The sequence below is a fragment of the Pseudarthrobacter sp. 902506025 genome, from assembly GCF_040702325.1.
GTDB lineage: Bacteria > Actinomycetota > Actinomycetes > Actinomycetales > Micrococcaceae > Arthrobacter.
Window position 1 is genome coordinate 94,535 of record NZ_JBFBKW010000011.1, and the last position, 17,100, is coordinate 111,634.

Annotated in this window: 14 protein-coding genes and 2 tRNA genes; 3 read left to right on the forward strand and 13 right to left on the reverse strand. The window is 66.8% G+C overall.

The genetic code is table 11. The features are described from left to right. Positions 1-98 precede the first annotated feature (98 nt). The 6 genes from AB0280_RS17995 to leuC form a co-directional block, all read right to left on the reverse strand. Positions 99-1,247, reverse strand: coding sequence for a D-alanine--D-alanine ligase family protein (locus AB0280_RS17995; RefSeq protein WP_275181308.1), 1,149 nt, complete (start codon positions 1,245-1,247; stop codon positions 99-101). 2 nt (positions 1,248-1,249) lie between these two features. Next, positions 1,250-2,299 (reverse strand): NAD(P)H-dependent glycerol-3-phosphate dehydrogenase, encoded by a 1,050-nt coding sequence (locus tag AB0280_RS18000; RefSeq protein WP_366368195.1) that lies wholly within the window; start codon positions 2,297-2,299, stop codon positions 1,250-1,252. Beyond that, positions 2,296-3,066, reverse strand: a complete 771-nt coding sequence (locus tag AB0280_RS18005; protein WP_366368196.1) for a lysophospholipid acyltransferase family protein — start codon at positions 3,064-3,066, stop codon at positions 2,296-2,298. Before AB0280_RS18005 ends, AB0280_RS18000 begins: the two co-directional genes overlap by 4 nt. A gap of 9 nt (positions 3,067-3,075) precedes the next feature. Then, entirely contained in the window at positions 3,076-4,401 is a 1,326-nt protein-coding gene (murA, locus tag AB0280_RS18010) for a UDP-N-acetylglucosamine 1-carboxyvinyltransferase (protein ID WP_026265620.1), read from the reverse strand. A 148-nt stretch (positions 4,402-4,549) separates the two neighbouring features. Continuing rightward, the gene (gene leuD / locus AB0280_RS18015; protein ID WP_159631713.1) at positions 4,550-5,152 is read right to left on the reverse strand and encodes a 3-isopropylmalate dehydratase small subunit; all 603 of its coding nucleotides are present in this window, start codon (positions 5,150-5,152) and stop codon (positions 4,550-4,552) included. 9 nt (positions 5,153-5,161) lie between these two features. Continuing rightward, a complete protein-coding gene (gene leuC, locus AB0280_RS18020) occupies positions 5,162-6,616 on the reverse strand; it encodes a 3-isopropylmalate dehydratase large subunit (RefSeq protein WP_307493278.1) in 1,455 nt (484 codons plus the stop codon). Between the two features lie 113 nt (positions 6,617-6,729). Between leuC and AB0280_RS18025 the strand changes: the two genes are divergently transcribed. Together AB0280_RS18025 and AB0280_RS18030 are read left to right on the forward strand one after the other, a co-directional pair. Continuing rightward, on the forward strand, positions 6,730-7,449 hold the full coding sequence (locus tag AB0280_RS18025) for an IclR family transcriptional regulator (RefSeq protein ID WP_009356552.1): 720 nt from the start codon (positions 6,730-6,732) through the stop codon (positions 7,447-7,449). Positions 7,450-7,492: 43 nt separating this feature from the next. Then, positions 7,493-8,038 carry a DUF1697 domain-containing protein gene (locus tag AB0280_RS18030; protein ID WP_224026420.1) on the forward strand — a complete coding sequence of 182 codons (546 nt, stop codon included), beginning with the start codon at positions 7,493-7,495 and terminating at the stop codon, positions 8,036-8,038. Positions 8,039-8,048: 10 nt separating this feature from the next. On the opposite strand, the gene AB0280_RS18035 is transcribed toward AB0280_RS18030, so the two are convergent. The 5 genes from AB0280_RS18035 to AB0280_RS18055 all read right to left on the reverse strand — a co-directional run bounded on the left by AB0280_RS18035 (position 8,049) and on the right by AB0280_RS18055 (position 12,885). Continuing rightward, positions 8,049-9,665, reverse strand: coding sequence for a GTPase (locus AB0280_RS18035; protein ID WP_366368198.1), 1,617 nt, complete (start codon positions 9,663-9,665; stop codon positions 8,049-8,051). Further along, positions 9,662-11,431 (reverse strand): dynamin family protein, encoded by a 1,770-nt coding sequence (locus tag AB0280_RS18040; RefSeq protein ID WP_366368199.1) that lies wholly within the window; start codon positions 11,429-11,431, stop codon positions 9,662-9,664. The genes AB0280_RS18035 and AB0280_RS18040 overlap by 4 nt, the downstream gene beginning before the upstream one ends. 7 nt (positions 11,432-11,438) lie before the next feature. After that, positions 11,439-12,521 carry an acyltransferase family protein gene (locus tag AB0280_RS18045; RefSeq protein WP_366368242.1) on the reverse strand — a complete coding sequence of 361 codons (1,083 nt, stop codon included), beginning with the start codon at positions 12,519-12,521 and terminating at the stop codon, positions 11,439-11,441. An 88-nt stretch (positions 12,522-12,609) separates the two neighbouring features. After that, positions 12,610-12,685, reverse strand: a tRNA-Glu gene (locus AB0280_RS18050). 128 nt (positions 12,686-12,813) lie between these two features. Then, positions 12,814-12,885, reverse strand: a tRNA-Gln gene (locus AB0280_RS18055). A gap of 383 nt (positions 12,886-13,268) precedes the next feature. Between AB0280_RS18055 and AB0280_RS18060 the strand changes: the two genes are divergently transcribed. Next, positions 13,269-14,753: a hypothetical protein gene (locus AB0280_RS18060; protein WP_366368201.1), complete on the forward strand. Its 1,485-nt coding sequence runs from the start codon at positions 13,269-13,271 to the stop codon at positions 14,751-14,753. A 73-nt stretch (positions 14,754-14,826) separates the two neighbouring features. On the opposite strand, the gene AB0280_RS18065 is transcribed toward AB0280_RS18060, so the two are convergent. Both AB0280_RS18065 and gltX read right to left on the reverse strand, forming a co-directional pair. Then, complete coding sequence (locus AB0280_RS18065) at positions 14,827-15,564, reverse strand: HAD family hydrolase (protein WP_159631708.1); 738 nt, start codon at positions 15,562-15,564, stop codon at positions 14,827-14,829. Then, positions 15,564-17,078 (reverse strand): glutamate--tRNA ligase, encoded by a 1,515-nt coding sequence (gltX, locus tag AB0280_RS18070; protein ID WP_275181300.1) that lies wholly within the window; start codon positions 17,076-17,078, stop codon positions 15,564-15,566. The genes AB0280_RS18065 and gltX overlap by 1 nt, the downstream gene beginning before the upstream one ends. Positions 17,079-17,100: the final 22 nt, after the last annotated feature.

Sequence of the window (17,100 nt, forward strand, 5' to 3'; positions counted from 1 at the left end):
CCTGGCCGAAGCGAAGCAAGGTTAGGGTGCCGGTGTGTGGGCCCACGCCGGCAGGGTTCCCTGGCCGAAGCGGAGCGAGGTTAGGGTGCCGGCGGGGATCAGCGGAGTCCGGTGTTGCGGTTCAGTGCCAGGTAGATCAGTTCGTCGATGAGGTCGGCGTAGCCCAATCCTGTTGCCGCCCACATCTGGGGGTACATGCTCTTGGGCGTGAAGCCGGGCATGGTGTTGATCTCATTGATGATCAATTCGCCCTCGGGAGTGTAGAAGAAGTCCACCCTGCTGAGCCCTTCGGCCCCAACTGCGTCAAAGGCGGCGGCAGCCAGCTCACGGACCCGGGAAATGGCGTCCGCAGGCATGTCGGCCGGGCAGCTGAGGGCTGCGGCGTCATCCTCGACGTACTTGGCGTTGAAGTCGTAGAACTCGTGGGTGCCCCCGGCGACGGAGATTTCGCCGGGCATCGACGTCCGTGGCGCGTCCGTGCCCCGGCCCTCCAGGACCGCGCACTCGATTTCGCGTCCAACAATGCCGGCTTCGATCACGAGCTTGAGGTCGTGGCGGCGGGCTTCCTCGATGGCGGCGTCCAGCCCCTCGAGGGAGTCGACTTTCGAAATGCCCATCGAGGACCCGGCACGGGCCGGCTTGACGAAGACGGGGAACCCGAGGCGGTCCACCTGCTTACGCACGGCTTCGGGGTCCTTGCGCCACTGCCGGTCGGTCACCACCACATACGGGCCCACGTGCAGCCCGGCAGCTTCGAAGACCACCTTCATGTAGTGCTTGTCCATGCCGACGGCCGATGCCAGGACCCCGGCGCCGACGTAGCGCGTATCCGAGAGCTCGAGGAGGCCCTGGATGGTGCCGTCCTCGCCGAACGGGCCGTGCAGCAGCGGGAAGACCACGTCAACGGCGCCCAGTTCCTGCGGAACCTGGTTGGGCGCGGCCACGATCAGCTGGTGTTCCCCGCCGATCTCGGCCAGGGTGACGGTTTCCGATGAAGGCACAACTTCCGGGAGCGATGATGCCGCCAGGGACCATTGGGCCGTCTCGGCGGGGGCGAGAACCCACTGCCCGGTCTTGGCGATCCCGATGGGGATGACCTCGTACTTGTCCTTATTGATGGCACCCAGCACACCTGCCGCCGTGACGCAGCTCACGGCGTGCTCGCTGGAACGGCCGCCGAAAAGCACGGCAACGCGCGGCTTCCTGGTGGGGGCCGTTTGGCCTGTGGTGGGTTTGTCTTGGGACATGGTCAGTAATCGCCTTCAGGTTTCAATTCCCGGGACAGCAGAACCGGCCCCAGTTGGTCAACGGACAGCTTGCCTGCCAGCACCGCCACGACGGCGGCAGTAATGGGCATTTCGACGCCGAGTTTGCCGGCAAGTTCATGGACGGCCTGGCCGGACTTGATGCCTTCGGCGGTCTGGGTCATCTTCCGGCCCACCTCTTCCAGCGTCAGGCCCTGTCCCAGCAGCCGGCCGGCGGTGTGGTTCCTGGACAGCGCGGAGGAACACGTTGCCACGAGGTCGCCAAGCCCCGCGAGCCCGGCCATGGTTTTCGCTTCGCCGCCCAGTGCCAGCGCAAGGCGGGATGTTTCCGCAAGTCCCCGGGTAATCACCGAGGCTTTGGTATTGTCCCCCATCTGCCTGCCCTCGCAGATGCCCACGGCCAGCGCGATGACGTTCTTGACGATGCCGCCAATTTCGACGCCGACGACGTCCGCCGTGGTGTACGGGCGGAAGTAGGGGGCGGTGCAGCTCCTGGCAAGCCAGCCCGCCGTCGCGGAATCCGTGCAGGCCACAACGGACGCGGTGGGTTCCTCACGGGCAATTTCCATGGCGAGGTTGGGGCCTGAGACGACCGCGATGCGTTCCTGCGGCAGGCCCAGTTCCTGGCTGATGACCTCACTCATCCGGGCGTCGGTTCCCAGCTCCAGGCCTTTCATGAGGGAGACGACGACGGCCCCGGGGGCGATCATGTCCTTCCACTCCCGCAGCTGGGGACGCAGCGACTGGGCCGGAACGGCCACCACCACCAGCTCGGCCCCTGCCAGGACGTCGCGGACGTCGGTCGACGCCGTGATGCTTTCCGGCAGGACGATGTCCTTGAGGTAGTCGCTGTTGCGGTGGCTGGTGTTGATCTCTTCCACCACTTCGGGGCGCCTGCCCCACAGCTTGATGGCGCGCGGCGTACCGGTGGCGGTGGCGGCGTCGGCCAGGATCTTCGCGAACGTTGTTCCCCATGATCCTGCACCGAGGACGGCCACGGTGCAGGCCGCTCCCGGCTTTGCGTCAGCGGTCACTGCGCTTCCGTTCCTGTGCCCGGCTGCTGCCCGCGTTCCACGAACCGCCCGTGCTTGGCCTGCTGCTGCTTGGCCGGATCCCAGCGTTCCGCGGGAGGCTGCTCACCGCGCAGGCCCGCCAGGAGCTCCGTGATGGCGTCCATGATCAGTTCGGTGGCCTCGCCCAGTGTGGCCTTGTCCAGGGGACGGCCCTTGAACGCGCTCAGGTCCACGGGATCGCCCACCACCACCCGGGAACGCTTCCGCGGAAACAGGTGGAACCGCTTGCCGTACCTGGGGAAGACCTCGTGCGCACCCCAGTGGGCGATGGGAACCACCGGGATGCCCCCTTCGAGGGCAAGCCGTGCCGCGCCGGTGTGTCCCTTCATCGGCCAAAGCCCGGGGTCGCGGGTCAGAGTGCCCTCCGGGTAGATGATGATTGCGCCGCCCTCAGCCACAATCTCCTGGGCCACTTGCAGCGACCGGTTCGCTCCCGCCGTCGAACGCTCCACCGGCACCTGCTTGGTGGCGCGCAGGAGCGGGCCCAGGCCGGGCACCTTGAAGAGCCCGGCCTTGGCCAGGAAGTGCGGGGCCCGCTTCTGGTTGTAGAGCATGTGCCCCACCACCAGGGGGTCGATTTCGGTGCAGTGGTTGGGCGCGGCGATGAAGCCGCCTGCGGGAAGCTTCTCCGTGCCTTCCCATGTTTTGGACATCATGAGGTTCATCAGGGGCCGGACGACGCCGGCGATGAACACAAATGTGGCCCTGCTCTTGGCAGATTCCTTCACAGTCCCGCTCTACTTCGTGGTTGTGATGTCGAAATCGGCACCGAGGCCAGCGAGCTTCTCGGTGAAGCGCTCGTAGCCGCGGTTGATGATGTCGATGCCGGTGACCCGCGAAGTTCCCGTGGCGGCCAGGGCGGCGATCAGGTGGCTGAAGCCGCCGCGGAGGTCCGGAACATCGATGTCGGTTCCCTTGAGCTGGGTGGGGCCGGAAATGACCGCGGAGTGCAGGAAGTTCCGTTGGCCGAAGCGGCACGGGACGCTGCCCAGGCACTCCCGGTGCACCTGGATGCTGGCACCCATGCGGATGAGCGCGTCCGTGAAGCCGAAGCGGTTCTCGTACACCGTTTCGTGGACAATCGAGACGCCCTCGGCCTGGGTGAGTGCCACCACCAGCGGCTGCTGCCAGTCGGTCATGAAGCCGGGGTGGACGTCCGTTTCGAGGACCAGCGGGTTCAGCTTGCCGCCCTTGTGGTAGAACCGGATGCCGTCCTCTCCGATGTCCATTCCGCCGCCCACTTTGCGGTAGGTGTTCAGGAAAGTCATCATGTCGCGCTGGGAGGCACCCTCGACGAAGATGTCGCCGCGGGTCACCAGCGCCGCCGACGCCCAGGACGCCGACTCATTGCGGTCCGAAAGGGCGCGGTGGTTGTAGCCGCCCAGGTCGCGGACGCCCTCGATGCGGATGGTGCGGTCAGTCTGGACGCTGATAATGGCGCCCATCTTCTGCAGCACGGCGATGAGGTCGATGATTTCCGGTTCGGTGGCGGCGCCGGAAAGTTCCGTGATGCCTTCCGCGCGGGTGGCGCTCAGCAGGACCTGCTCCGTGGCCCCCACAGAAGGGTAGGGGAGGGAGATTTTGGCGCCATGAAGGCCTTTGGGCGCCGAGATGTGGATGCCGCCGGGGCGTTTCTCCACCACGGCACCGAACTGGCGCAGGACGTCCAGGTGGTAGTCGATGGGCCGGTCGCCGATCTTGCAGCCGCCCAGGTCAGGGATGAAGGCTTCGCCGATCGCGTGGATCAGCGGCCCGCACAGCAGGATGGGAATGCGGGAGTCGCCGGCGTGGGCGTCGATCGCGGTGCTCGGCGCCGTCTTGGCAGCCTTGGGGTCAAGGGTCAGGTCGCCGTTGACGGGGTCTTTCTCCACCGTCACGCCATGCAGCTGCAGCAGGGAGGTGACTACCTCGACGTCCTTGATTTCCGGCACGTTCCGCAACACCGAGGGTTCGTTGCCCAGCAGCGCCGCCACCATTGCCTTGGGGACAAGGTTCTTTGCCCCACGGACGCTGACGCGGCCTGTAAGCGGGACACCGCCGCGGATTGTCAGAACACTACTCATATACCGGTTTCCTCACGATCACTAGCCCCCAAAACCTTGCAAAGGCTCCAACCAAGCATATGAGGTCGCGTTACCGAACCGAAATAAGGGGGCACCGGCGGCGGGGCGTGGCGGAACGGGCACCCGCCGCCGGATGGCGCACCCCAGGCTAGGAAAGCTTCGCCGGCAGGGTCTTGGGCTTGAAAGCCGGGCGGGTGGCCTCATAGGCCGTGATGTCGGCTTCGTGCTGCAGGGTCAGCCCGATGTCATCCAGGCCTTCCAGGAGCCGCCAGCGGGTGTAGTCATCGATCTCAAAGGGCGCCACGATGTTGCCGCACACCACGGTCTTGGACTCGAGGTCCACCGTGACCTGGGTGCCCGGGGCGTTCTCGAGTTCCTTCCAGATGAGCTCGATGTCGTCCTGGGCCACCTGCGCAGCCAGCAGCCCCTGCTTGCCCGAGTTGCCGCGGAAAATATCCGCGAAGCGGGACGACAGCACGGCCTTGAAGCCGTAGTCCTTCAACGCCCAGACGGCGTGCTCGCGGGAGGAACCGGTACCGAAGTCCGGGCCGGCCACCAGGACCGAACCGGCGTTGTACGGCTCCTGGTTCAGGATGAAGGAGGAGTCCTTCCGCCACGCCGAGAACAGGGCGTCCTCGAAGCCGGTCCGGGTGATGCGCTTGAGGTACACCGCGGGGATGATCTGGTCGGTGTCGACGTTGCTCTGGCGCAGCGGGACGCCAATGCCGGTGTGCTTGGTGAACTTTTCCATGGTGTTGTCCTAGGCTGCGTCGATGCGGATGGCTGCGGGTTCGGGAGCCGGTTCAAGGTCCGACGGCGAGCTGAGCGTGCCGCGCACGGCCGTGGCTGCGGCCACCACCGGCGAGACCAGGTGCGTGCGTCCGCCCTTGCCCTGGCGTCCTTCGAAGTTGCGGTTGGAGGTGGAGGCGCACCGCTCCCCCGGCTCCAGCTGGTCCGGGTTCATGCCCAGGCACATGGAGCAGCCGGCGAAGCGCCATTCGGCACCGAAGTCCTTGAAGACCTTGTCCAGTCCCTCCGCCTCGGCTTCGAGCCGGACGCGGGCCGAGCCGGGCACCACCAGCATGCGGACCTGCGGGTCCTTTTCGCGGCCGCGGATGATGTCCGCGGCAGCGCGCAGGTCCTCGATCCGGGAGTTGGTGCAGGAACCGAGGAAGACGGTGTCTACCCTGATGTCCTTCATCTGTGTGCCGGCCTCGAGTCCCATGTACTGCAGGGCGCGCTCGGCGGCAGCCTTGGCGTTCTCGTCGCCGAAGTCCTCGGGGGACGGAACGGCCTGGGACAGGGACACGCCCTGGCCGGGGTTGGTGCCCCAGGTGACGAAGGGCTCCAGCGTGTCGGCGTCCAGGTCCACCTCGACGTCGAAGGTGGCGTCGTCGTCGGTCCGCAGCGTGTTCCAGTACTCGACGGCGGCGTCCCAGTCAGCGCCCTCCGGCGCGTGCGGACGGCCCAGCATGTAGTCGTAGGTGATCTGGTCGGGTGCCACCATGCCGGCCCTGGCGCCTGCCTCGATGGACATGTTGCAGATGGTCATCCGCGCTTCCATGGACAACGCCCGGATGGCCGAGCCGCGGTATTCCAGCACGTAGCCCTGGCCGCCGCCGGTGCCGATCTTTGCGATCACGGCGAGGATGATGTCCTTGGCGGTAACGCCCGGGCGCAGGGTGCCCTCCACGTTGATGGCCATGGTCTTGAACGGCTTCAGGGACAGGGTCTGGGTGGCCATGACGTGCTCCACCTCGGACGTGCCGATGCCCATGGCCAGCGCGCCGAAGGCACCGTGCGTGGAGGTGTGCGAGTCGCCGCAGACCACTGTCATGCCGGGCTGCGTGAGGCCCAGCTGGGGACCTACGACGTGGACGATGCCCTGTTCGGCGTCGCCCAGGCTGTGCAGCCGGACCCCGAACTCCGCGCAGTTGTTGCGCAGGGTCTGGATCTGGGTGCGGCTGGTGAGGTCGGCAATGGGCTTGTCGATGTCCAGGGTGGGGGTGTTGTGGTCTTCGGTGGCGATGGTCAGGTCCGGCCGGCGCAGCTTGCGCCCGGCCAGGCGCAGGCCTTCAAAGGCCTGCGGGGACGTGACTTCGTGGACCAGGTGAAGGTCGATGAAGAGAAGGTCAGGCTGGGCGTTGGCACCATCGCCGTCACCTTTGCGCACCACGTGTGCGTCCCAGACTTTCTCGGCCAATGTCTTTCCCATGGCCCTCTCCCTTCACTGCTGTTTGGCTGAATGGTCCAACTGAATCAGGAGGGCTCCACGCCGCGCCACCCGAAAGATTTGCATCTCAGATAATGAGACGGCAATATCATTACATGGACAATTCTAGTGGAGTCGGTGTCATTGATAAAGCGGCCCAGGTGCTCGATGCCCTCGAGGCAGGACCCACCACCCTGGCGCAGCTTGTAGCCGCCACGGGCCTGGCCCGCCCCACTGTCCACCGCCTCGCTTTGGCGCTGGTGCACCACCGGCTCGTCAGCCGCGACATCCAAGGCCGCTTCGTGCTCGGCAGCAGGCTTGTTGAGCTCGCCTCGGCAGCCGGCGAGGACCGCCTGATCGCCTCCGCCGGCCCGGTCCTGATGCAACTGCGCGACGCCACGGGCGAGAGCGCCCAGATCTTCCGCCGCCAGGGCGACTGGCGCGTCTGCGTCGCCTCCGCCGAGCGGCCCATCGGCCTGCGCGACACCATCCCCGTCGGCACCCAATTGTCCATGAAGGCAGGTTCCGCGGCCCAGGTCCTGCTGGCGTGGGAAGACCACGACCGGCTCCTGGAGGGCCTGCAGTCGGCCCGCTTTACGCCCACCGTCCTGGCAGGAGTACGACGACGGGGCTGGGGGCAGAGCCTGGGCGAACGCGAGCCGGGGGTCGCGTCCGTCTCGGCACCGGTGCGGGGTCCGTCCGGCAGGGTGATCGCCGCCGTCTCCATTTCGGGCCCCATCGAACGCCTGACCCGCCAGCCGGGACGCCTCCACGCTGAAGTGGTCTGCAATGCAGGACGGATCCTGACCGAGGCCCTGCGGAAGAACAACGACTAGGACCTTCCCCTCTCCCGGCAGCCCGCGCGGCTAGGCTGTGGCCATGGGCAGCTATGCAGTGTTCCTCCGCGGCATCAACGTGGGCGGAATCAATATCAAAATGGCGGACCTCAGGGACGCATTGAAGACCTGTGGTTTCGAGGACGCGAAGACCCTCCTGGCGAGCGGCAACGTGGTGCTGTCCAGCAGCCTGGACGCCGCAGCCGTGAAGCGCGAATGCGAAAAGTGCCTCCGAGCGGCCTTTGGCTACGAAGCATGGGTGGTGGTCCTGGAAGCCGGGCGGGTGGGCCACCTGGTGGAAGCATGCCCTTACCCTGACGACGACAAGTCCACCCACGCCTACATCACCATCTCCTCGGACACCGCCGTCCTGGACGAACTGGAAGCAGCCGGCTCAGCCCTGGAAGGCCACGCCCAGCAGCGGCTGGCGCCGGAGGCGCTTGCCTGGCTGGCCCCCGTAGGCGGAACCCTGGACAGTCCCTTCAGCAAAATCAGCGCGAAGGCGAAGTTCAAAGCCGCGACCACCACGCGGAACCTCCGCACCATGATCAAGGTCCGCGACGCCGCACGGGCCGTCGCAGCGGGCTAGCGAACAGGCGCTAGGCCTGCCCGGCCTTCCTCAGTGCCTTGTTGAACGCCGCAAGCCTTCCGATTTCCGCTTCCACTGGTTCCACGACCAGCTCCTGAGCCGCCGCTGCAACGGCACTGTTGAGCCGTCGTCGCGCCCTTGCAGCCCTGGCCCGGGCAGCCGCGGCCGCAATGAAACGTCCGGTGATCGCCAGGAAGATCCCCAAAACCAATCCGAAGGCGATCATCAGGGTGGGCACCGGCCATCCCTCTACGCGCGGCACCTCCGGCACCGGCAGCTGGAGGTAGCCGAGCCCGGCCAGGACGCCCAGCCAGCCCAGACCGCCCAGCAGGATTAACAGTGCCAGCCACTGAACCACGTTGAAGGCACCCCACCACCATGCCTTCCGGTTGGCGGCCAGGTCGGTTCCGGCGATGGCCTGGTCCAGCGCATCGGGCAGGCGCTCCCGGCCGGCCCTTGCAGCCCCCCGGATCGCGGCCCGCCATGGGCCGGGTGCTCCGGCGCTGGCCGCGTCCGCGAACTCCCTGACAGCTGCATCGGTGCGTGCCCGCTCCGGCGCACCGGCCGGCGGCAGCGATGTCCGGTTCAGGCTGGCAGGAGAACTGCTTCGGAGGTTGAGCCGGCGCAGCGGGTCAACCCGGAACCGGGAGAGCCAGCGGGTTACCGGCCAGCCGGTGCGGCGCACGGACTCGAGTCGGTAGGACTGTCCCACAGCCCGCACCACGGCAGGCACATTCGCCGCAACAGCCAGTTCGTCCGCAAGCTGTGTCCTGGTGGCAGAACGGATCCCTGCGGCGTCGCCGTCACCGGAGGCGAGCCGCAGGTCCTCTGCGGCCTTGCTGATGTCCGCTTCCAACCGCCGGGACTGGGCCTGCCGCTGCACGGCCACTTTCCGGATCGCTGCCCGCACCTCCCCAATTCCTGCACCCGTCAGGGCGGATGAAGCGAGTACGCGCACCTGTCCCAGCCCCTCGCCGGCAAGGATCGCGTGCAGCGAGTCAAGCACCGGCTGCACATCGTGCGCGGGAAGCCGGTCCACTTGGTTGAGGACCACCAGCGTGACGGCCCCGTGGGACGCCAACGGCGCCAGGAACCCGTTATGGAGTGCCGCATCCGCATATTTCTGCGGATCGAGCACCCACACCAGGACGTCCACCAGGCCCACCATGCGCTGCACGATCTCGCGGTTAGCGGCGTGGGTGGAGTCGAAGTCGGGGAGGTCCAGCAGGATCAGCCCGGTCCGTTCGTCCGCGAAGCCCTCCACGGGCTGGGCGTGGTGCCGGTTCCCCACCTCCAGCCAGTCGAGGAGCGCTTCACTGCCCGCCGCTCCCCAGACCCCTGCCAACGGTTCCGATGTGGTGGGCCGGCGCGCGGCCGCCGTCGCGATTTCCGCGCCGCTGACGGCGTTGAAGAGGGACGACTTGCCGCTTCCCGTTGCCCCAAAGAAGCCGACCACTGTGTGGTCACCGGACAGCGAACGGCGGGAACTTGCGCGTTCCAGGACGTCGAACGCTTCCTGCAGCGCCTGGTCCGGCAGGACCCCCTCCCCCAGTTCGCGGGCGTCCTGGAGTGCCTGGAGCCGGGTGTCCAGCCGCGAGGACTCCCGCGCTCCGCTGTGCCGGCTCACGCGCTCTCCGCCAGCCGCGCCAGTCTTCCGGCCTGCACTGCAAGTGTCTGTGCCAGGTCCGGGTTGTCCGCCGGCAGCCGCTGCAGAAACTTCTGCTGCTCGTCCATCAGCAGCTGCCGGCAGCGCACGGCCAGGTCCTCGCGCGCCTTGTCCGCCATCCGGCGCACGGCATCCTCGCCGAACACAGCCTCCAGCAGGCGCTGGCCCACGACGGCGGTTCCTCCGGCCACGCCGATCTCCAGTCCCGTAAGCCCCGCCGTCATCGAAAACACCACGATCATCAGCGCGGCACCGAGGCCGTTGATGCCGAACGACAGCCAGCGCGCCTGGGTGCGTTTGCCCTGGCCCTCGGTGCGGATCAGCTCCATCAATGCTTCCTGCCAGGCCCGGATCTCCGCAGCCGCCCGGTCAGCGAACCCGGGCGCCGTCCCTGACAGGTCGTCCGCGGCCAGCAGTTGCCGGCCGGCCGGGTCCGAGCGCCACCGCTGGTCGGTGTCTTCGGCAGCATTGGCTGCCTCGTCGACAATGACTGCCTGCAGGCCGGTTTCGATGGCCGCTTCCACCCGCACGGCCGGCGCGGGTTCGCCACGGAAGAATGCCCCCATCCGGTCCCTGAACCGGCCCACGTTCTGCTCCAGCGTGCGGAAGAATTCGCCGGTGCCCACGAAGTCCTGCCAGCGGGCCAGAACCTCGCCCCGCAGCAGGGCTCCGTCGCGGGTGGCGTCCAGGATCCGGGTGGCCGCATTTTCATAAGCCGCCACGGCGTCGGATTCGAGCCGGGCAGCGGCCTGTTCCTGTGCACGCACAGAATCGGCGAGGTCCGCAATCCGCTGGGCCAACGCACGGACCGTCCCGTTCAGCGTTCGGCGTGCCACGTCGGCCCGCCCCGCGGCATCGGACGCCAGCGACGCCAGCCACTCCCGCAACTCGTCCACGGCCCCGGCCGGCAGCATGCCGTGAGTATCCAGCATTGTTTCGGCGATGATGAACAGGCGGCTTCCGGCCAGGCCTTCGCGGTCCAGCAGGCCACGGAGGTCCTGGCTCACCTCCGCTTCGGCGCCCTGCGGCACCCGGTCCAGCACCACGGCCACCGTGATGTCCCGGGAAGCGGCATCGAGGAGGAGCTTCCAGGGGACGGCGTCGGCATACCGGTTTGCGGTGGTGACAAACACCCAGAGGTCGGCGGCGGCCAGCAGCTGTCCGGCCAGGAGGCGGTTCTGGTCCGAGATCGAGTCGACGTCGGGAGCGTCGAGGAGGGCGATGCCGGCGGGCACTGCTGCATCAGCCAGCAGGACCAGGGAATCGGTGGCAGTGGCCGGCTCCCCTGCGTGGCCAGTGGGCGCCGGATTGGCAGCCAGGGTTCCCCGCATCCGGCTTAGCCCCGGCAGGACGCGCTGGCCCTCAAACCAGGCAGCTTCGGCGGGGTTGTGCAGCAGGATTGGCTGGCGGGTGGTCGGCCGGATGGCTCCCGCGCGGGTTACCGGGTGCCCCGCGAGTCCGTTCACGAGGGTGGATTTGCCCGCGCCCGTGGAACCGCCGACGACGGCAAGCAGGGGTGCATCCAGGCTGCGGTAGCGGGGAAGGATGTAGTCGTCCAGCTGGGCCCTTGCGGCTGCGGCGCCGCGCCGCGCCTGGTCTGCACCCGGCAGGGCCAGCGGCAGCGTGACATCGTCCAGCCCACTGCGGATTTCCTCCAGCAGCGTCACCGCCGCCAAGGATTGCGGTGGCGGCTGGGCTGGGCGGCCGTGCTCGTCATGGGAGGTCACAGCAACATCATGCCAGTTGAGGAGCTCGTCTCGGATCCTTCCAGCGGCGGAACCAGCCCCGTGCCGGCATTTCTACGTATCGGCAAGATAGCCATGCCACCGGAAACACCAACAGCAGTGAGACTGCGGCGAAGAAAAGAGGCGGGACCGCCGTGTGCAGCCCCATGGAAGCCAGAACCTGCTGGACTGGCCATCCGTAAATGTACACACCATAGGAGATGTCGAAGCGTGAGCCGACACTGGCCAGGGGAAGGTAGAGCGAGCTCGCCAGTAGCAACACACACAATGGGATGTGTATGAGTGACGGCACAAGTCCGGCCCCACCGATGGCAATGACGCCCACCGCGCATGCACCAACCGCAACCTGACTCGCTGAGATTCGATCCCGGTAGAGGTAGGTTAGCGAGCCCGCCAGAAACGTCAGCAGGGGCACCAACGGCCAGTCCGGTGGCGTACGTACAGGCCCCCAGCCCATGTCAAGAGTGAACACAAAAGCCGAGCCCACCAAGAAAGGGACAAGTAGAGCAACTCGGGCCAATTCTGGTCGGAGAACACCCAAGACAGTGCCAGCGAGGGCATAGCAGACTAGCTCCCAGAACAACGTCCACAACGGCCCGTTCCAGGCCCCCGGATCGGGAAGTCCATCCAGGGAACCAGGGATGCCTCTGAGAGCGACTCCAGGGGCACCAGCCGACAAATTGGATAGGAAGAACAGCACGGCATCATAAAAGGCGTATCTCCGTCCCGTCGCTAGGGCGCTCAAGGGCGCGAACACAAACGAGACGGTGGCGATACAAGCAACGAGCCCAGGGAAAATCCTAAGGAGGCGGGCACGCCAAAAGGTCCTGACCGTTGAAGTCATCCTGCTCTGTGTTATCAGGTACCCGGAGATTCCGAAAAACCCAAGAACCGCCCAGCTGCCGAGCTTAACTCCCCCGGGCGCCGGCTCGGGCCCGTACGCACCCAACCACCAGGAATGCGACACGATCACCAAAGACGCAAGACCCAGCCGCAACGCGTTCAGTGAGTTCCTACGGCGACCAAAGAGATTTCCCAGCACACATCCCCCAACCTCAGCTGATGAAAGCACCGTAGACAATCAGCCTCAGCGCAACCGCGGGGTATGCGCAAGTTAAACGAAAAAATAGTCCCGGGCTGTTGCCCGGGACCATTTCCGATGGTGACCCCAGCGGGATTCGAACCCGCGTTACCGCCGTGAGAGGGCGGCGTACTAGGCCGCTATACGATGGGGCCGTGTACTTCCGGCAGCGTTTCCGCTGCTCAAGCTCAGTGAGTATTTCACACACCTTGCCATGGTTTCAAATCGGCGAACCGAGTGGAAACCTACTGTTTTGCGGCTGAAATCAGCACTCAAACCAGAGCTGGGATACCAGGACTCGAACCTAGAATGACGGTACCAGAAACCGTAGTGTTGCCAATTACACCATATCCCAATGGCACTTTCGGGCCGGATTCAGGGCGTTTTCCCTGCTCCGTGCGCCTCAGCACGAGAAATTACTTTACCCGAGACTTTCGGCTCGCACAAATCGAGAGCTGGCCGGCCTGGAACCCGGAGTGAACCGGTTTACTCCAAACCCCTTGCCCACCTTCCGGTCATATGGTTACCCTCGAGTAAGTTACCCATCAGTAACAATCTCCCTTCCCCCTCTCACGGGGCACCCACGAGGAAAACGGGAACGCCTTACCAGCCACGGTTTTTCGCCCCCGGGCAGCGTCGTCCGGCGGAAGTTAGGAAGTGTCAGCGTTGACAACCCGCACAGCAACCATTGCCGCAGCCAGGCCCAGACCCCGGTCACAATCCATCGCAATCATCGCTTTGTCCCTCTTGCTCACCCTGTTCCTTGCGTTCTACACCTACCTCACCGGCCAGATCTCCAACGGTGCCGCCCAGCTCATGGACGGTGCCGGGCAGGCGGCGGCGGGGGCGTCGCAACTCAAGGACGGCTCCGGGCAGCTGGCCACCGGGGCGGGCGCAGCGAGCAAGGGCGCAGTCCAGGTCAAAGACGGCTCGGTCAAGGTCAAGGACGGAAGCGCCGAGCTTAATACCGGGGCTGCAGCCCTGCAGGCGGGTGCCGGGAAGATCTTCTCCGGAGTCCGCGACCAGCTGGCGCCCGGGGTAGACAAGCTGCATGCCGGCACCACCAAACTGCAGAATGACGTCCTGAACAAACTCGTTCCCGGCGTCTATCAGGTGGATGACGGCGCCCGAAAGCTTCAGGCCGGCGCCGTCGCCCTGTCCGCGGCGCTGACTCCCACTGCTGCCGGAAACGCGCCGAACAACCTGGCCGACGGTGCGGGACAGCTGGCGGCGGGCACGGGCCGGCTCGCCGCAGGCGCCGGCCAGCTCGACGCCGGCGCCACCAGCTTGAGCGCAGGGACAGCGGCGCTGAAGAACGGAACGGCGCAGCTGAAGGGCTACCCGGGCGCGGGGAACGATCCGGCCAAGGGAGACGGGCTCGCAGCGCTCAGCCAGGGCCTGGACCAGCTTGAAGCGGCTGCGAACGGGCCCCAGGGCCTGGTTCCCCTGGCCGTCATCAAGGACCAGATCGCCAAGTTGGCGGACGGCGGACGGCGCGCCTACGCGGGAGCGGGGCAGCTCGATGCGGGAGCAGCAAAGCTGAACGACGGCGCCGGGCAGCTCAAGGCCGGAACCGGCAGCTTGACCACGGGAGCCGCCCAGCTGGATGAAGGGGCCGGCCGGCTGAAGGCAGGCTTCGCCACGCTGGCCGGAAAGCTCAATGCGACGGACCCGCAAAATCCGGGCGTGGTACTGGGCACCTCCATGCTGGCCGAGGGCACGGCCAAGATCAGGGTGGGAATGGACGGCGTCCCCGGCAACCCGGACAGCCCCGGGCTGATTTACGCGGCGAACAACCTCCAGGACGGCACCACCAAACTCAGCGCCGGAATCAACGGCGGCGAAGACCCCGCCAACCCGGGCCTGCTGGCCGGAACCGAGGCGTTGTCGGACGGAACAGTGGCCCTGAGCCGCGGCACAGGCCAGCTGCAGGCCGGATCCGCCCAGCTCGCCGACGGAACAGGCCAGCTCGCGGACGGCAACGGCAAGCTGGACGACGGCTCGGTCAAACTCGCCGACGGTGCGGGCAAGCTGGCGGACGGCAACGCGAAAATAGCGGCCGGCACGCAGGAGCTGCACTCGAAGGTGGCCGCTGTCTCGCCGTCGTCGTGGCTGGACAACCCTGCAGTCGCACTTGTGGTGGTGGCGCTGCTGGTGGCTGCCGCCGTCGGGGCCCACCTGGTCCTCCGCAGGCGTTCCCTGCGGCCGGAAGCTGCGGCCTGACACCTGGGGCACTTTCGCCGACACAGCGGCCGCCGCCCCTCAAGAAGGGGCAGCGGCCGCTGTGGCCGGAAGCTTATCCCAGCAGCTGGTCCAGGGACGCGACCATGCCGCCATTGAAGTCCTCCACGACCTCCCCCACGCGGTTGAGCCACACACCCACCAGGCCCGCCGCCGTCGAGCCCTCTGCATCCAGCAGGCGATTGTCGCCTACATACAGCGTTTCGGCAGGGCCAGTGCCCAGGAGCCTGACGCCTTCGAGGTACATCGCCGGATGCGGCTTGGCGACGCCCAGGGTGTCGGTGCCCACGAGGTGGGTGATCCGCTCCAGCCCGGCGCCGTCCAGCTTGGCCCGCTGGTAGTCGTGGACGTTGTTGCTCACGGCGCCATACGGGATGCCCGCCTGGTCCAGGGCATCGAGCAGGGGCAGCACATCGGGAAACGGCTTCACATAAGCGGGCTGCTTCTCCATGTAGGCGCTCAACCACTGGTGTGATTCCTCGCCGTCGGCCAGTTCCACGCCGAAGTGCCCCAGCGCCGCCCTTCCCCGGAGCAGGCGCTGTTCGTTGAACGTCAGTTCACCTGCAAGGTAGCGGTCGTAGTAATGCGTGGTTTCGTGCGTGAAGATGCGCCCGAACCGCTCCCATCCGGCCTGGTCCAGGCCGGGCAGGAGGTGTTCACTGACCTCGCGCAGGGCGGTGGTCATTGAATATTCGAGGTCCACCAGGGTGTCGTCAATGTCGAACAGGACACCCCGGACAGCGCCGAATGGTGTCTGCAACATGCCGGCGGGTGCCTGGCTGGGGGCGGTCATCAGCCGCGGAAGGCTTGGAGCCGGCGCAGGGACGACTCCTTGCCCAGGATCACCATGGACTCGAACAGCGGCGGCGACACGCGGCGGCCGGAAACCGCCGTGCGGACCGGACCGAAGGCGAGCCGCGGCTTGATGCCCATGTCTTCCACCAGGGCCTGCTTGAGTGCAGCCTGGATGTTCTCCGCCGTCCAGTCCGCCACGGGCTCCAGGGCGGCGATGGCAGCGTCCAGGACCTCGGGAAGGTTGGCGGGGAGGCCCTTGCGGGCGTCATCGGCGACGTCGACGGCGTCGTCTGCCTTGAACAGGAATGCCAGCATCTCGGGTGCTTCGCCCAGCAGCGTGATGCGCTCCTGGATCAGGGGTGCCGCTTCGGTGAGGATCTCCTCCTCGCGGTCGGTCAGGATCTCCCCCACCAGGCCCGCCTCGCGCAGGTAGTGCGCCACCCGGTCGCGGAAGACCCTGGGTTCGAGCATCCGGACGTGGGTGCCGTTGATGGCCTCGGCCTTCTTCAGGTCGAAGCGGGCCGGATTGCCCAGGACGTCGTGGATGTCGAAGTGCTCCACGAGCTGCTCCACCGTGAAGATGTCCTCGTCCGCGCTGAGTGACCAGCCCAGCAGGGACAGGTAATTGAGCAGCCCTTCCGGAATGAAGCCCCGCTCGCGGTGCAGGAAGAGGCTGGACTCGGGGTCCCGCTTGGACAGCTTCTTGTTGCCCTGGCCCATGACGTAGGGCAGGTGTCCGAACTCCGGCATGTACTCGGCAACACCGATGGCGTAGAGGGCCCGGTACAGGGCAACCTGCCGGGGCGTGGAGCTGAGCAGGTCCTCCCCGCGCAGCACGTGCGTGATGCCCATCAGTGCGTCGTCCACGGGGTTGACCAGGGTGTACAGCGGCGCACCGTTGGCCCGTACCACGGCGAAGTCGGGGACCGACCCGGCCTTGAAGGTGATGTCGCCCCGGACCAGGTCGGTGAACGTGATGTCCTCGTCCGGCATCCGCAGGCGGAGCACAGCCTGCCGGCCTTCCGCCCGGTACTGCGCCAGCTGCTCATCGGTCAGGTGCCGGTCAAAGCCGTCGTAACCGAGCTTCGGGTCGCGGCCTGCGGCGCGGTGGCGGGCCTCGATCTCTTCCGGGGTGGAGAAGGACTCATAGATGAATCCGCCTTCATGCAGCCGCTTGATGACATCCTGGTAGATGTCGCCGCGCTGGGACTGCCGGTACGGCTGGTGCGGGCCGCCCACCTCCACGCCCTCGTCCCAGTCGATGCCCAGCCACTTCAGCGCATCCAGCAGCTGGTGGTAGCTTTCCTCGCTGTCCCGCGCCGCATCCGTGTCCTCGATCCGGAAGACCAGCGTGCCCTTGGTGTGGCGCGCGTAGGCCCAGTTGAACAGGGCCGTCCGGATCAGTCCCACGTGCGGGGTGCCCGTGGGCGAGGGGCAGAAACGGACCCGCACGGGCGTTTCCGCGGTAACGGGGGGAATGGAGGCGGCAGGTGACGAAGAAGCGATACTCATAGTGGCTTCAACTTTACCCGCC

Excerpts from the sequence above, each read along its gene's own strand:
- AB0280_RS17995 (WP_275181308.1), bottom strand. The coding sequence starts at position 1,247 with ATGTCCCAAGACAAACCCACCACAGGCCAAACGGCCCCCACCAGGAAG.
- gltX (WP_275181300.1), bottom strand. The coding sequence starts at position 17,078 with ATGAGTATCGCTTCTTCGTCACCTGCCGCCTCCATTCCCCCCGTTACC.
- leuD (WP_159631713.1), bottom strand. The coding sequence starts at position 5,152 with ATGGAAAAGTTCACCAAGCACACCGGCATTGGCGTCCCGCTGCGCCAG.
- murA (WP_026265620.1), bottom strand. The coding sequence starts at position 4,401 with ATGAGTAGTGTTCTGACAATCCGCGGCGGTGTCCCGCTTACAGGCCGC.
- AB0280_RS18025 (WP_009356552.1), top strand. The coding sequence starts at position 6,730 with ATGGACAATTCTAGTGGAGTCGGTGTCATTGATAAAGCGGCCCAGGTG.
- leuC (WP_307493278.1), bottom strand. The coding sequence starts at position 6,616 with ATGGGAAAGACATTGGCCGAGAAAGTCTGGGACGCACACGTGGTGCGC.
- AB0280_RS18030 (WP_224026420.1), top strand. The coding sequence starts at position 7,493 with ATGGGCAGCTATGCAGTGTTCCTCCGCGGCATCAACGTGGGCGGAATC.
- AB0280_RS18065 (WP_159631708.1), bottom strand. The coding sequence starts at position 15,564 with ATGACCGCCCCCAGCCAGGCACCCGCCGGCATGTTGCAGACACCATTC.